The organism is Ascidiaceihabitans donghaensis (genome assembly GCF_900302465.1).
Classification (GTDB): domain Bacteria; phylum Pseudomonadota; class Alphaproteobacteria; order Rhodobacterales; family Rhodobacteraceae; genus Ascidiaceihabitans; species Ascidiaceihabitans donghaensis.
Map to the genome: position 1 here is coordinate 3232244 of NZ_OMOR01000001.1, position 13855 is coordinate 3246098.

Here is a 13855-nt window from a genome sequence, read left to right on the forward strand (position 1 = left end):
GCGTTACTCATCTTCCTCCGCATCCAGGAGTTCCATGTTCAGGCCGAGGCCACGGACTTCTTTGACCAGAACGTTGAAGCTTTCTGGTACGCCAGCTTCAAAGTTGTCCTCGCCTTTGACGATGCTTTCGTAGACTTTCGTCCGTCCAGCCACGTCATCCGATTTCACGGTCAGCATTTCCTGCAGGGTGTAGGCAGCCCCATAGGCTTCAAGCGCCCAGACTTCCATTTCCCCAAAGCGCTGACCACCAAATTGCGCTTTACCGCCCAATGGTTGCTGGGTGACCAGCGAGTACGGACCGGTGGAGCGCGCGTGGATTTTGTCGTCCACAAGGTGGTGCAGTTTCAGCAGGTATTTGACGCCCACGGTGACCTTACGGCTGAATTGCTCACCCGTACGACCATCGAACAGCACCGATTGACCGGATGTGTCAAAGCCCGCACGAGACAGGGCATTATTCACGTCCGCCTCTTTCGCACCGTCAAAGACGGGTGTCGCGATTGGCACACCTGTGGTCACGTTGCTGGCTGCATCGACAAGAGCTTCCTCATCCATACCAGCGAGGCCTTCAGCGTAAACATCATCGCCATAAGCAATCTGCATCGCTTCACGTACAGGCGTCAAATCGCCGGAGCGTTTGTATTCCTGCAGCGCCTCGTCGACGTTCAGACCCAGACCGCGTGCGGCCCAACCCATGTGCGTCTCAAGGATCTGACCAACGTTCATACGTGACGGAACACCAAGCGGGTTCAGACAGAAATCGACCGGAGTACCATCAGCCAAGAACGGCATGTCTTCCATGGGAACAACCTTGGAAATAACACCTTTGTTGCCGTGACGGCCCGCCATTTTGTCGCCCGGTTGCAGCTTGCGCTTCACCGCCACGAACACTTTGACCATTTTCATCACGCCCGGGGGCAGGTCGTCGCCGCGGCGCACTTTTTCGACCTTGTCTTCAAAGCGGGCATCCAAAGTGCGTTTCTGCACTTCATACTGCTCGTTCAAAGCTTCAACGATTTGCGCTGCATCTTCGTCTTTCAACGCAATCTGCCACCATGCGGAACGTGGGAAGGTTTCCAACAGCTCTTCATCGACAACAGCCCCTGCGCGGACGCCTTTTGGCCCTTTCGCAATCTCGTTGCCCATCATCAGATCACGCAGGCGCGCGTAGATGTTGCGGTCCAGAATGGCCAATTCGTCGTCGCGGTCCCGCGCCAGGCGCTCGACCTCTTCCCGTTCGATCTGCAAGGCGCGTTCGTCTTTTTCCACACCGTGGCGGTTGAACACGCGCACTTCGACAACTGTGCCGAAATCACCCGGTTTCACCCGCAAGGATGTATCCCTCACGTCAGACGCTTTCTCACCAAAGATGGCGCGCAGAAGCTTTTCTTCCGGTGTCATCGGGCTTTCGCCTTTTGGTGTGATCTTGCCGACCAAAATGTCGCCCGGTTCCACGTCCGCGCCGATGTACACGATGCCTGCCTCGTCGAGGTTGCGCAGCGCTTCTTCACCGACGTTTGGAATGTCGCGCGTGATTTCCTCTGGTCCAAGTTTCGTGTCGCGTGCCGCCACTTCGAATTCTTCGATGTGGATCGAGGTGAACACGTCGTCACGCGATACGCGCTCAGAGATCAGGATGGAGTCTTCGTAGTTGTAGCCGTTCCACGGCATAAACGCGACGACCACGTTTTTACCCAGGGCCAATTCACCCATGTCCGTGGATGGACCATCCGCAATCACCTGACCTTTGGTCACGCGTTCGCCGACTTTCACCAGCGGACGCTGGTTGATGCAGGTGTTTTGGTTGGAGCGTTGGAATTTACGCATACGGTAGATGTCTACGCCTGCGTCGCCCAACTCCAAATCTTCGGTAGCCCGTACAACGATCCGTGTTGCGTCGACTTGGTCGATGATGCCACCACGTTTCGCCATGTAAGCCGCACCGGAATCCCGTGCCACAACCTCTTCGATGCCCGTGCCGACCAGAGGTGCCGTTGCTTGCAGCAATGGAACCGCCTGACGTTGCATGTTCGAGCCCATCAAGGCCCTGTTCGCATCGTCGTTTTCAAGGAACGGGATCAAGGATGCCGCAACAGATACCAACTGCTTGGGCGACACGTCGATCAGGTCAACGGCTTCCGAAGACGCCAGCGTATATTCACCGGCTTGGCGCGTGTTCACGAATTCATTGGTGAACTTGCCGTTGTCGTCGATGGACGCGTTGGCCTGCGCCACTGTGTGACGCTGTTCTTCGGTGGCGGACATATATTGCACATCATCCGTCACAACTCCGCCTTCAACGCGGCGATATGGCGTTTCGATGAAACCGTATTTGTTCACGCGCGCGTAAGTGGCCAGCGAGTTGATCAGACCAATGTTTGGCCCTTCCGGCGTTTCAATCGGACACATGCGACCGTAGTGGGTCGCGTGCACGTCGCGCACTTCAAAACCGGCGCGTTCACGTGTCAGACCACCTGGCCCAAGCGCAGACAAGCGGCGTTTGTGTGTGACTTCGGACAGCGGGTTGGTTTGGTCCATGAACTGCGACAGCTGGCTAGAGCCGAAGAATTCACGCACAGCCGCAGCTGCTGGCTTCGCGTTGATCAAATCTTGTGGCATGACCGTGTCGATTTCGACAGAAGACATACGTTCTTTGATCGCGCGCTCCATGCGCAGCAAGCCAACGCGGTACTGGTTTTCCATCAACTCACCGACAGAGCGCACCCGACGGTTGCCCAAGTGGTCAATGTCATCCACGTCGCCTTTGCCGTCGCGCAGTTCAACAAGTGCTTTGATGCACTTGACGATGTCTTCGCGGTCCAGCGTGCGCTGCGTGTCTTCTTTTTCCAACGCCAAACGCATGTTCATTTTCACACGGCCAACCGCGGAAAGGTCATAGCGCTCACCGTCGAAGAACAATGTGTCGAACAGGTTGGACGCGGCGTCCACGGTGGGCGGCTCGCCCGGGCGCATGACGCGGTAGATGTCCATGAGCGCGGTTTCGCGGTTCATGTTCTTATCTTGCGCCAGCGTGTTGCGCATGTACGGACCGACATTGACGTTGTCGATGTCCAGAACCGGAATGTCGTTGATGCCTGCGTCGATCAGCTCTTTCGCTGTGCCGCCGATCAGATCGCCGTCTTTGTCATATTCCAGCGTCAGCTCGTCACCGGCTTCGACATAAATCGCACCGGTTTCTTCGTTGATGATGTCCTTGGCGACAAACTTGCCTTGGATGTGGTCAAACGGAACCAGAAGTTCGGTGACTTTGCCTTCGTCGATCAGTTTCTTGACCGCGCGTGGCGTGACCTTTTTGCCAGCTTCGGCGATGATTTCGCCTGTTGCGGCGTCAACCAAATCATAGGTCGGGCGCGTGCCGCGTACACGGTCCGGGAAGAACGGGGCGACCCAGCCTTTTGCCTTCTGGTACGTGTATTGAACGGTGTTGTAATAGGCGTCCATCATCGCTTCTTGGTCGAGACCAAGGGCGTAAAGCAACGTCGTTACCGGCAGCTTGCGGCGACGGTCGATGCGGCAGAACACGATGTCTTTGGCGTCAAATTCAAAATCCAACCAAGAACCGCGGTATGGGATGATGCGGCAGGCAAACAGCAGTTTGCCGGAAGAGTGGGTTTTGCCTTTGTCATGGTCAAAGAACACGCCCGGAGAGCGGTGCATTTGCGAGACGATCACGCGCTCGGTGCCGTTCACGATGAATGTGCCGTTTGGCGTCATCAAAGGCATGTCGCCCATGAACACGTCTTGTTCTTTGATGTCCTTGACGGATTTCGCGCCCGTGTCTTCATCGACATCAAACACGATCAAACGCAGCGTGACCTTCAAAGGTGCGCTGTACGTCATGTCGCGTTGCTGACATTCTTCAACGTCGTACTTTGGCTTTTCCAGCTCGTATTTCACGTATTCCAGAACGGATGTTTCGTTGAAGTCTTTGATCGGAAATACCGACTGAAAGACGCCATTGATGCCTTCGCCTTCCGTGGGCACATCGGCCTCACCGGATCTTAGGAAGAGATCATAGGATGATTTCTGCACCTCAATGAGGTTTGGCATTTCCAGAACTTCACGGATTTTGCCATAATATTTACGAAGACGTTTCTGACCAAGGAACGATTGTGCCATAAGACGAGGTCACCTTTCAGTTTTTCTCACGTGAGACAGTCACCGTCGGGCCACGGTGGCTATCCCTGAGACAGCGATGGAACCGGCCTATTCTTGCCACACGTCCCAATGCGTGGCTCCCGACCGATCCCTGCCTTGGAAATTGCCTGCTTTCAGGCCCTTACCAAGACAGGTGTTGCACAACGCTTTGCCGTTCCCTTCGTGACATTTTGGGTCAAAAAGAGGTAATTACGGCTCCTACGATGCACGACAGAAAAAACGGGTCTCGAATCAATCGAACCCGCGTGAATGGTTCAAATAGGAGGTTAATGCTGCGAACGCAAGGGGTGTGGGTCATGTTAGGGCTGTAGCCTTACCGTTGGCTGGCGCTCTAACACTTGCGCATTTGGCATAAAATGGTTCAGGCAAAAAAGATCAGAGCATTGCAGATTTACATCTTCTGTGCTGGACTATTAGGATCGCGGTAGCGGAGGTTCTAAAGTTGTTAACCCATGAGTATGGAGATTCATTATTTGAATTCCTTGACGACAAGAAGAACCCCCAAAATTTAATCAAGACGCATTTATCTGTATTGTTCAAAAATGCGGTCAAGAATCCCCAAACTTCCTTATGGAAAATTCTGCTAGACGATCTTCTTTCAGCAGTACGGCGCCAGACAAAGGCCAAATTAGTTGACGGACGCAACAGCGTAGGAATTGCCCTTGGGCGCGAAAACCTTGCGCACGTTTCTACAGTCGAACGCAAACTGGGTTTGCTTGTCGACACCGTTGCAAAGGAAACCCAGTTTGACTTTTCAGAAGCGCAAGTCGCCCATGTTTGTGCGGCAGACAGTATGGCTGCGCTCGCTTTTTCAACCTCGCGCTGCGGCTATGCCAGAGCCCGTGGACTATCATGCCTAGATGGATTGGGCCCAACAATTGGGCTAGCAATCGCAGTGGTCCGCCTGAACGATTGGGTTCCTGAGGTACGCTTCGAAGCCATTAGGTGTATCTTGCGCTTGATACAAAACAATGGTGGTCCCAATGGCGGTTTAGCAAACGACATTGCAGGCATCATGAACCTCCTTTTAGAAAACAGGCGTTTCAGTCGTATCTCACGGCCTGAATTAAGTGCTATTCAGTCTCTTATTGAATACCCCGGCGTCAAAGAGGCATTGCTTAGAAGTTTTATATACGGTGAGTCGGATATTTCAAAAAATGAGTGCCTTAAGGCCGTGATCAAGACCGGAACTTTCGTAGAAATACTCCCAGACGTTGCAACAAAATCCACATGCGCCTACCGACGACTGCTTGCGTGTCGTGCAATATTTTCAAGCGCTCCACCATCGTTAGATGAATATGGGGTGGAAGCGCCGCCGTTTGACCTGACCCCGCAGCGTTCCAAAATCATCAAAAGCGCTCTTTTAGACAAATCTGCCAATGTTGTCTTAGCTGCGCTTGATTACGTTCTTAGTTCGAAAGACTACCAAAAACTGGATAAGTACACGATCAGTCATTTGTCCAAGCGGCATGAACCTTCTCTTCAAATAAGAATTGGCTCATTGATCGATATTCTTGGTAATTAGCGCACCTCGATAACTTTTGGGATTGATACTTCAGAAATCAAACAAGTCTCTTCCGAATACCAAACACAAAAACGGCGGCCCCATTAGGACCGCCGCTTCCGTAGAACAAAATTCGAAAAGGCTTAGGCCAGTTCGACTTCCGCGCCAGCTGCTTCCAGCTTGGCTTTGACGTCTTCGGCTTCCGCTTTGTCGACGCCTTCTTTGATTTTGCCGCCAGCTTCAACCAAGTCTTTGGCTTCTTTCAGGCCAAGACCTGTGATGCCGCGGACTTCTTTGATGACGTTGATTTTGGATGCGCCGGCGTTTTTCAGAACGACGTCGAATTCAGTTTTTTCCTCTTCAGCGGCACCGCCGTCTGCTGGGCCCGCCATCATGACTGCGCCACCGGCTGCAGGCTCGATGCCGTACTCGTCTTTGAGGATTGTTTTCAGTTCTTGTGCTTCAAGCAGTGTCAGACCAACGATGTCTTCTGCAAGTTTCTTCAGATCAGCCATGTTAAGCTCTTTCCGTTACGATATGTGTGTTCCAACGTGTTGTATTCACAACACGCCGATATGACGTTTGCTTACGCAGCCGCCTTGTCCTCAACAGTGGACAAGATGGATGCAATGTTGCTTGCAGGTGCGCCAATGGCCCCAGCGATGTTGCTTGCAGGTGCGCCCAGCATGCCAGCGATAGTCGCGATAAGTTCGTCGCGGCTTGGCATTTTGGAAACAGCTGTAACACCGGCCCGGTCCAACGCGTTCTCGCCCATAGCACCGCCGAGGATCACGAACTTGTCGTGCTCTTTGGCGAAGTCCTCGGCAACCTTGGCCGCAGCCACAGGATCCTCGGAATAGGTCAGAACGGTCATGCCCGTCAGGTATTCGGAAATGCTTTCGCATGACTTACCGTCCAGGGCGATCTTGGCGAGCCTGTTTTTGGCAACACGAACAGCAGAACCGGCTTCGGCGGCACGCGCCCGCAGATCCTGCATGTTAGCAACTGTCAGACCGGCGTAATGTGCTACCACAACAACGCCAGAGCTTTCAAAGATTTGGCCGAGTTCGTCGACCAACTGTTCTTTTTGTGCTCTATCCACAGTTTTACTCCAAATTTGGGGAAATTCCCCGGCTCAGTTCAGCCAGAGTATCTGGTAAGACACCCTGACAGTCGGGTCCTTACGGGGTCCGCCCAAAATCGCCACGCGCCTCTAAAAGGCGGAAGTAATCTGGTCTTTCCCGTCTCAGGCAGGAATTATGAAGCTAGGCTCCACCCACCGTCTCGGACGAATGTGCACACAGCGACTCGGAAGCCGCATTGTGCAGCTTTGCGTTTAGGGGGTTTTAAGGTAGATGTGAAGTGTTTTTTACACCTCCGTTGCGAGACGGAGATATCTGCTTTCGAATGCCCACTGGTCTAACTATTGACCGTTCTGTCTGACGGCAAAATTATCAAAAATCCACTGATCCCTACAATAGCGGTCTTGGTTGCGTTCTTCTAAACTCAAGACATTGCAGTCTCCGAATGTTCTTACAAAGTATTTGCCAATCTCGTTTGGATCTCCATTCGGTGTTACAAGCACATCGTCGACACGAAACAGTGCTTCATACGTGGTTTTGACGGTCGTTTTATCGCCCTTCCCCCTAGTTACTATCCTCGTGAACGAAACAAGCTCACCCCTTGCTCCAGACGGTACGTGAATAGCATGAAAAACCAACTGATTTCTGAACTGCACTTTCGACATGGTTGAATATTCACACAATTTTTCGATATTCGGAAGACCACTAAAACGATTGCGGATAGTCGCCGGACTTTTTTGAAAATTACGTTTTGGGTTCAACGCAGACATCGACGGCACTACGAAACCCGCCGCATTTTGTAGCGATCCACAGCACACAAAAAAGGCGCCCCAATCAGGAGCGCCTTTTCCAAATCTATTCTACAAACGCTCAGTCTTTGGCGATCGCGCTGTCGATTTCGATTGTCACACCTGGACCCATGGTAGAGCTCAGTGCGATTTTCTTCATGTAGGCACCCTTGGAGCCTGCTGGCTTGGCTTTGGCCACCGCATCGCAGAACGCACGGACGTTTTCGACAAGCTTGGCTTCGTCGAAGGACGCTTTGCCAACGCCTGCGTGTACAACGCCTGCTTTTTCCACTTTGAACTGCACTTCGCCGCCTTTAGCCGCTTTCACGGCGTCAGCCACATCCATAGTCACCGTACCGACTTTTGGGTTTGGCATCAGGTTACGTGGACCCAAAACTTTACCCAAACGGCCCACAACGGGCATCATGTCTGGTGTCGCGATGCAGCGATCGAATTCGATCTTGCCGCCTTGTACGATTTCCATCAGGTCCTCGGCGCCAACGATGTCGGCCCCTGCGGCTTTCGCTTCGTCGGCTTTCGGGCCGCGGGCGAAGACAGCGACGCGCATTGTTTTACCGGTGCCGTTTGGCAGGCCAACTACACCACGAACCATTTGGTCGGCGTGACGTGGGTCCACTCCCAAGTTCACAGCGATTTCAACGGTCTCGTCGAATTTGGCTTTTGCGTTGCCTTTGACCAAGGCCACCGCGTCTTCAACAGACAACAAGGCTTTGCCGGCGAATGCTGCGCGCGCTTCTGTTGCGCGTTTTCCGTATTTTGCCATCTTACTTCACCTCAATGCCCATAGAGCGGGCGGAGCCCAGAATGATCTGCATCGCCGCATCGATATCGTTGGCGTTCAGGTCTTTCATTTTCGCTTCGGCGATTTCTTTCACCTGAGCAACGGTCACAGTGCCAACTGTCTCGCGGGACGGGTTGGTCGCGCCGGATTTTACTTTGGCCGCTTTCTTCAGGAAGTAGGACGCTGGTGGCGTCTTGATGTCCATTGTGAAGGACTTGTCCTGATAGTAGCTGATGACGGTCGGGCAAGGTGCACCTGGTTCAAGGTCCGCTGTTTTGGCGTTGAACGCTTTACAGAATTCCATGATGTTGATGCCGCGTTGACCCAATGCTGGACCTACGGGTGGGGATGGGTTTGCTTGCCCGGCTGGGACTTGCAATTTCATCGTCCCTGCGAGTTTCTTGGCCATGGGCCTTCTCCTTTTAAGCGCCTTGGAACGCGTTTCCAAGGTCAGGTTGCTATGTGGTATCGGTGCCCGCTCGCGTGCGTGCCGCCTCCCACATCGAATGCTGCATGTGCAACACGGCGCTCAGTAGCCCCAAAACCGCACATTTGCAAGGGCCTGAATCCCACAATTGCACTGTATTATTACGGTTTATCACGACTTGTGCCGCTTGGCCCAAAAAGGGTTTTCTGCGTTCATACACCCACAGTTTAACAATTTGCAGGCGAGAGATGTTTGATCTCAAGGGAGTTGCAATTGGGGCCCTGACCGCCGTGCCCCCCCCTTACCCTTGCAGCTCAGGGCGCAACTTGATCTGGTTACCTCGGGACAAGTTGATGCCGCTTATGTGTTCAATGGCTACTTGCGCGATTCACATCCTTTACTGCAACTTCCGATGTTCCCGTTGATGGCGGGATCGGCGCAACAAACTACAGTACCCATTGGCACCTGCATGAAAACTACTTGTCGAAGCCTGACTATTTTGACGATGCACATGTGCTGGGGTTCATTGCGACGCCGACGGCCTATATCCGGCGTCGGACACAGGATCTCGTGAAAGCAGGTGAAGATATCCTGACCCAAAACAGCTATGCGGTGCCGTATTTTGAAGGTTTGGACAGTATCGGTCCAAAGCGTGTGCAAGAACGCAATGCAGCCATCTACGGCAACCATGACGAAGACAAAAGCAGGGCGTTGAACTTTATGACGGCGCGGGGCACGCATTTGGCAAGGCACCCGTGGGGTCACAGCGGTCGAAAACGGCATCTACACACCGACGTTTTCTGTGCTGATCTCTAAGGCGGCGTGGGCGCGTATTTCCCCTGAAGACCAGAACATCATCAACTTTATGTCTGGCATGATCCTGCCCCAAAGGTCTGCCGCATGGGATGAATTTGACAACGGGCACCGTCAGATCGTGCCCGATACGGGGTTGGACGTGTCCTATCCCGACGGCCCACTGCTGCGCTATTTGCTGGTGTTCCGCCAGGGTCAGGACCCCCAGCACAAACGCAAAACGCCGCCCCAAACCGGAGCGGCGTTTCTAAAAATACTGCCTGCATATACCGCGTGCGCGATCAGACCTGTTTGGTGACTTGAAGGAATTCCAGTTCGACCGGTGTTTCGCGACCAAAAATAGACACAGACACTTTGAGGCGCTGGTTCTCGTCGTCCACTTCTTCGATCATCCCGTCGAAATCTTCGAACGGGCCGTCGTTGACTTTGACTTTTTCGCCCACTTCGTAGTGGATCAAAGTGCGTGGGCTTTCTTCGCCCTCTTGCACGCGGCCCAAGATACCTTGAACTTCGGCGTCACGCATTGGCATCGGGCGACCTTGCGGCCCCAAAAAGCCTGTGACGCGGTTGATAGAATTGATCAGGTGATAGCCACGGTCGGACATTTCCATATGGACCAAAACGTAACCGGGCATAAAGCGACGCTCGGTGGTCACTTTCTTGCCGCGACGGACCTCGATCACTTCTTCTGTCGGGACCAGAACTTCGTCAATTTCGTGCTCAAGCGCATTTTCAGCGACAGATGTGCGGATTGTTTCTGCAATCTTCTTTTCAAAGTTGGAAAGAACACTGACCGAATACCACCGTTTCGCCATCTGACTGCTCGCCCTTTTGCCGTGGCGCTGCTGCGCCGTAATTCATTGATTTCGCGCCTGTTTCCACAACCGCTTCCGAATAAAAATCGGCGCGAGGCTCGAATCGCCGCACGCCTGTCTATCGGTTAGATGTGCCGTTTACTCTGCAAACCCTCACACTTCAAGGGCTTACACCATCCCCAAGCCGTCTTAGCCAAACATGCCCAGCACGGACTGAAGGCCCCAGCGGATCGTGATATCGACCAGCGCAAAGAACACCGCGGTCAGTGCCGCCATGATAAATACCATAACAGTTGTCAGCATCACTTCGCGGCGCGTGGGCCACACAACTTTAGAGACCTCCGAGCGAACCTGCTGAATGAACTGAAGTGGATTTACCGTAGCCATGTGAAGCGTCCCTATGTGCCCGTCTGTGTGCGCAACCCGAAAATCATGTGCAATCTGCGCAATGAGCCGTGCGATTTGGCCCATGTAACCGTGGCAGACGTCAAATTCAAGACAACAATGTGTCGTATGGGGTCAGGCTTCGCTGCGCATTTGTGCCAACCGCGCGTCCATCGCTTCGGCATGGGCGTCGTCGCGTGTGCTAAGGGCCTGAAAGTCCGGCAAATACAGCCCGTCCACAGAGCCTTCCGGGAACCGATCAAGCAAAGCATCCCATCGCAACGCGAAAGCATCCATTTTCGAACCAAGGCGGGCTGCCTGTTCGGGGCGCCGCTGTGAAAAGCGTTGAAATGCGATCATAAGCATTCCCCACACACGATCTGCGCCGAAACACACAAAAGCGCCAATTGTCAGAAACAGCGTCAAAGCAAGCGACAACAGAACCCAATGCGGACGGAACACCAGCACCAGCGCAAAGACTGCCAAGACAACATGCTTTGGCGTCGGCCGATAGGCGCCCAGCGCAGATTTGATCGTATCCAGATTCAAACGTCGCGCTGTATCTTTGACCATGGGCGCATCCATTGCACAGCCTTCAGGGGTGTTCGCCCCAGCGTCTGAATGGTTGTGATCTGGACCGCGCACCGCACCCGCCATGACCGTTTGGCGCACGACAGCCCGTTCCACAGGAACACTGGCGGAACCATCGGAGGTTTCCATCAACATCGAGCGGATCGCGTGGAGGGTCACGTCCGTCTCGATGTGAGGTGTGTCGTCAGATGTATCAGCGGTTGCGTGGCGCATGGTGAACTCGTGTCAAATTACAGTCATTTGGAAAGAATGGGGCAGATCAGCCTTTCTGCGAACACATTCACAAAGAAATGCGGCCATCTCATGCCATGACTGCGGCAAAAACGGGGCATCCGTATTCTTGCGTTCGGTAACCATGCCGTGTGGCGGTGCCTTCACAATGCCCGGCGGGTGGTTTAACTGTTTGTAAACCCTGATGCGGTCAAGACCAAGGCTGCAATGGCAAGACGTCCCGATTGACCGGACCAAGACTGCAAGGAACGCCCCCATGCCAAATCCGTACTCTGGCCGACCCGCCCACACCTTTTGGAAGCGCGCCGTTTCGGACCGTCATTTTTCAGACTTGGACAATATCATTCCACGCATCGAAGGTCTGGATACCGCCAAGATTGCGACGGCCGGCAGCTGCTTTGCACAGCACATCGGACACAACCTGAAAATCCGCGGGCTGAACTATATGGATATGGAAGCGCCGTCCAAACTGCTCAGCGACGCTGCCGCTGCAAAGCTGGGATACGGCATCTATTCGTGCCGTTACGGTAATATCTACACCTCGCGGCAGTTGCTGCAGCTGGTGCGTGAAGCCTTTGGTGACGCAAAACCACTGGACACGATCTGGGAAAAAGGCGGCCGTTTTTACGACGCCTTACGTCCCAGCATAGAAGAAGGCGGTTTCGGCTCTGTTGCGGAAGTGCGCGTGCTGCGCGAACGGCATTTGCGGCGGGTGCGGCGCATGTTTGAAACCATGGATGTGTTTGTCTTCACCTTGGGGCTGACAGAAACATGGGCGTCCACGCAAGACGGCACTGTCTACCCCACCGCCCCTGGTGTGGTGGCTGGCAATTATGACCCCGCCTTGTATGAATTTGTGAACCTCCGCTTTTCCGAAGTAATGGCCGATATGGAAGCCGCCCGTGCCCGCATCCATCAATCCAATCCATCCGCGCGCTTTTTGCTTACGGTATCACCGGTAGGATTGGCGGCCACAGCCACGGAAAATCATGTACTGACAGCCACCACACACTCAAAATCTGTATTGCGGGCCGTGGCTGGCGAACTTAGCGCCACACATGATGATGTGACGTATTTCCCCAGCTATGAGATCATCGTAGGGCAACCCAGCCGTCATTCGCTGTATGAACCCGACTTGCGTGAAGTCTCTGCCTTCGGGGTGCGTGAAGTCATGCGACAGTTCTTTGAAGTCAACAAAATCGGGCAAGCCGCAGGACCCGCGTCGGAAGAGATCGACAGCGATTTCGGGTACGAACAATGTGACGATGCGCTTTTGACAAAGGAGTTCGCGGAATGAAACTTATCTTTGGCGATTCTCATGTTTCTGCTTTGAAAGCCGCCGTCGGCCCGAAGGCATCCCCCTATACGTTGATCGCAAATCACGGCAAGAACCTGATCGATATGAAATTGGACGTTGTTGGTGACACTTTGCGCGTTTTTGCAGACAACACCTCTGTCAGCGTACCATTGGATGTGACCCTGACCAAAGGCGACCGCATTGTGCTGTCGGGGCCGCTTCACAGCAGCCTTGTATCCCGGCACCGCTTTTGGAAAAGCACAGCGCCCTGGACGATGCATGAACACTTTCCAAAGCGGCAACTGGCATCCGGCAACTTTATCAAAACGCTGGCGCAAGATCGCACAGCATCCATGATCCAGCTTTTAAAAGCTGCCATATCCGCAAACATCAGTGTGGCCGTTCTGGAGCCACCGCGTCTGTCACGGCGGGCATTGACGGAAAGCGGCATTGACGAACGCGTCTTGGTGCATGTGGATGAAACCTATCGCGCCGAAGTACGCGCGTTGGTCGAGGCGACAGGGACAGCGGTGATCGACACCCCCAAAGACACACATGATGGCGATTTCTTGCTGGCGCCGTATCAGGCCCTTTCCGATACCGATGTGCATCACGGTAACAAAGACTATGGTATTCTGGCCTTGGCCAAAGCAGCGGCGTTTCTGGATGATGAAACAAACGGTGCGTCGGATGCGAAAACCACAACAGACACATCGCAAACAGACAAGGGTCGCAAAAGCATTTTGCAAAAGCTGTTGAAAGCCTGACACCTGCCTAAAGCCGAAGATCACCGACGGATTCGGTTTCTTTTGGAATGTTTGAAAATGGCAGGGGCACAAGGACTCGAACCCTGGACCTACGGATTTGGAATCCGCCGCTCTACCAACTGAGCTACGCCCCTACTGGCCGCAGTAAATATGCGGGGTGTTTTTCTTTTGCAAG

At 53.7% G+C, this 13855-nt stretch carries 14 protein-coding genes and 1 tRNA gene; 5 read left to right on the top strand and 10 right to left on the bottom strand.

Annotated elements, in window-relative coordinates:
• Positions 1 to 3: 3 nt before the first annotated feature.
• Positions 4 to 4140 (bottom strand): DNA-directed RNA polymerase subunit beta, encoded by a 4137-nt coding sequence (gene rpoB, locus ASD8599_RS16055; RefSeq protein ID WP_108829468.1) that lies wholly within the window; start codon positions 4138 to 4140, stop codon positions 4 to 6.
• A gap of 481 nt (positions 4141 to 4621) precedes the next feature.
• On the opposite strand from rpoB, the gene ASD8599_RS16060 reads away from it, so the two are divergent.
• Entirely contained in the window at positions 4622 to 5704 is a 1083-nt protein-coding gene (locus ASD8599_RS16060) for a ubiquitin family protein (RefSeq protein ID WP_108829469.1), read from the top strand.
• A 122-nt stretch (positions 5705 to 5826) separates the two neighbouring features.
• Here ASD8599_RS16060 and rplL read toward each other — a convergent pair whose 3' ends face one another.
• The 5 genes from rplL to rplK all read right to left on the bottom strand — a co-directional run bounded on the left by rplL (position 5827) and on the right by rplK (position 8764).
• Positions 5827 to 6198 (bottom strand): 50S ribosomal protein L7/L12, encoded by a 372-nt coding sequence (gene rplL, locus ASD8599_RS16065; RefSeq protein ID WP_093734404.1) that lies wholly within the window; start codon positions 6196 to 6198, stop codon positions 5827 to 5829.
• Positions 6199 to 6269: 71 nt separating this feature from the next.
• The gene (gene rplJ, locus ASD8599_RS16070; RefSeq protein ID WP_108829470.1) at positions 6270 to 6785 is read right to left on the bottom strand and encodes a 50S ribosomal protein L10; all 516 of its coding nucleotides are present in this window, start codon (positions 6783 to 6785) and stop codon (positions 6270 to 6272) included.
• Positions 6786 to 7106: 321 nt separating this feature from the next.
• Positions 7107 to 7535: a hypothetical protein gene (locus ASD8599_RS16075; RefSeq protein ID WP_108829471.1), complete on the bottom strand. Its 429-nt coding sequence runs from the start codon at positions 7533 to 7535 to the stop codon at positions 7107 to 7109.
• A gap of 100 nt (positions 7536 to 7635) precedes the next feature.
• On the bottom strand, positions 7636 to 8337 hold the full coding sequence (gene rplA / locus ASD8599_RS16080) for a 50S ribosomal protein L1 (protein ID WP_108829472.1): 702 nt from the start codon (positions 8335 to 8337) through the stop codon (positions 7636 to 7638).
• 1 nt (position 8338) lies between these two features.
• Complete coding sequence (gene rplK, locus ASD8599_RS16085) at positions 8339 to 8764, bottom strand: 50S ribosomal protein L11 (RefSeq protein WP_108829473.1); 426 nt, start codon at positions 8762 to 8764, stop codon at positions 8339 to 8341.
• Positions 8765 to 9262: 498 nt separating this feature from the next.
• Here rplK and ASD8599_RS16090 point away from each other — a divergent pair, with 498 nt between their 5' ends.
• On the top strand, positions 9263 to 9598 hold the full coding sequence (locus ASD8599_RS16090) for a hypothetical protein (protein WP_108829474.1): 336 nt from the start codon (positions 9263 to 9265) through the stop codon (positions 9596 to 9598).
• Positions 9585 to 9893: a hypothetical protein gene (locus ASD8599_RS16095; RefSeq protein WP_108829475.1), complete on the top strand. Its 309-nt coding sequence runs from the start codon at positions 9585 to 9587 to the stop codon at positions 9891 to 9893. The genes ASD8599_RS16090 and ASD8599_RS16095 overlap by 14 nt, the downstream gene beginning before the upstream one ends.
• Here ASD8599_RS16095 and nusG read toward each other — a convergent pair.
• From nusG to ASD8599_RS16110, 3 genes are all read right to left on the bottom strand, one after another.
• The gene (nusG, locus tag ASD8599_RS16100) at positions 9877 to 10410 is read right to left on the bottom strand and encodes a transcription termination/antitermination protein NusG (protein WP_108829476.1); all 534 of its coding nucleotides are present in this window, start codon (positions 10408 to 10410) and stop codon (positions 9877 to 9879) included. The genes ASD8599_RS16095 and nusG overlap by 17 nt on opposite strands.
• 189 nt (positions 10411 to 10599) lie before the next feature.
• Positions 10600 to 10797 carry a preprotein translocase subunit SecE gene (gene secE, locus ASD8599_RS16105; RefSeq protein ID WP_108830234.1) on the bottom strand — a complete coding sequence of 66 codons (198 nt, stop codon included), beginning with the start codon at positions 10795 to 10797 and terminating at the stop codon, positions 10600 to 10602.
• A gap of 132 nt (positions 10798 to 10929) precedes the next feature.
• The gene (locus ASD8599_RS16110; protein ID WP_108829477.1) at positions 10930 to 11598 is read right to left on the bottom strand and encodes a hypothetical protein; all 669 of its coding nucleotides are present in this window, start codon (positions 11596 to 11598) and stop codon (positions 10930 to 10932) included.
• A 274-nt stretch (positions 11599 to 11872) separates the two neighbouring features.
• On the opposite strand from ASD8599_RS16110, the gene ASD8599_RS16115 reads away from it, so the two are divergent.
• The gene (locus ASD8599_RS16115; protein ID WP_181364518.1) at positions 11873 to 12913 is read left to right on the top strand and encodes a GSCFA domain-containing protein; all 1041 of its coding nucleotides are present in this window, start codon (positions 11873 to 11875) and stop codon (positions 12911 to 12913) included.
• Complete coding sequence (locus ASD8599_RS16120; protein ID WP_108829479.1) at positions 12910 to 13680, top strand: hypothetical protein; 771 nt, start codon at positions 12910 to 12912, stop codon at positions 13678 to 13680. Before ASD8599_RS16115 ends, ASD8599_RS16120 begins: the two co-directional genes overlap by 4 nt.
• Positions 13681 to 13738: 58 nt before the next feature.
• Here ASD8599_RS16120 and ASD8599_RS16125 read toward each other — a convergent pair.
• Positions 13739 to 13814, bottom strand: a tRNA-Trp gene (locus tag ASD8599_RS16125).
• Positions 13815 to 13855 lie beyond the last annotated feature (41 nt).

What these genes read in the sequence shown, in the direction of transcription:
- secE (WP_108830234.1), bottom strand. Translation starts at nt 10,797, where the DNA reads ATGGCTACGGTAAATCCACTTCAGTTCATTCAGCAGGTTCGCTCGGAG.
- rplL (WP_093734404.1), bottom strand. Translation starts at nt 6,198, where the DNA reads ATGGCTGATCTGAAGAAACTTGCAGAAGACATCGTTGGTCTGACACTG.
- rplA (WP_108829472.1), bottom strand. Translation starts at nt 8,337, where the DNA reads ATGGCAAAATACGGAAAACGCGCAACAGAAGCGCGCGCAGCATTCGCC.
- ASD8599_RS16115 (WP_181364518.1), top strand. Translation starts at nt 11,873, where the DNA reads ATGCCAAATCCGTACTCTGGCCGACCCGCCCACACCTTTTGGAAGCGC.
- rpoB (WP_108829468.1), bottom strand. Translation starts at nt 4,140, where the DNA reads ATGGCACAATCGTTCCTTGGTCAGAAACGTCTTCGTAAATATTATGGC.
- rplK (WP_108829473.1), bottom strand. Translation starts at nt 8,764, where the DNA reads ATGGCCAAGAAACTCGCAGGGACGATGAAATTGCAAGTCCCAGCCGGG.
- ASD8599_RS16120 (WP_108829479.1), top strand. Translation starts at nt 12,910, where the DNA reads ATGAAACTTATCTTTGGCGATTCTCATGTTTCTGCTTTGAAAGCCGCC.
- ASD8599_RS16075 (WP_108829471.1), bottom strand. Translation starts at nt 7,535, where the DNA reads ATGTCTGCGTTGAACCCAAAACGTAATTTTCAAAAAAGTCCGGCGACT.
- ASD8599_RS16110 (WP_108829477.1), bottom strand. Translation starts at nt 11,598, where the DNA reads ATGCGCCACGCAACCGCTGATACATCTGACGACACACCTCACATCGAG.
- nusG (WP_108829476.1), bottom strand. Translation starts at nt 10,410, where the DNA reads ATGGCGAAACGGTGGTATTCGGTCAGTGTTCTTTCCAACTTTGAAAAG.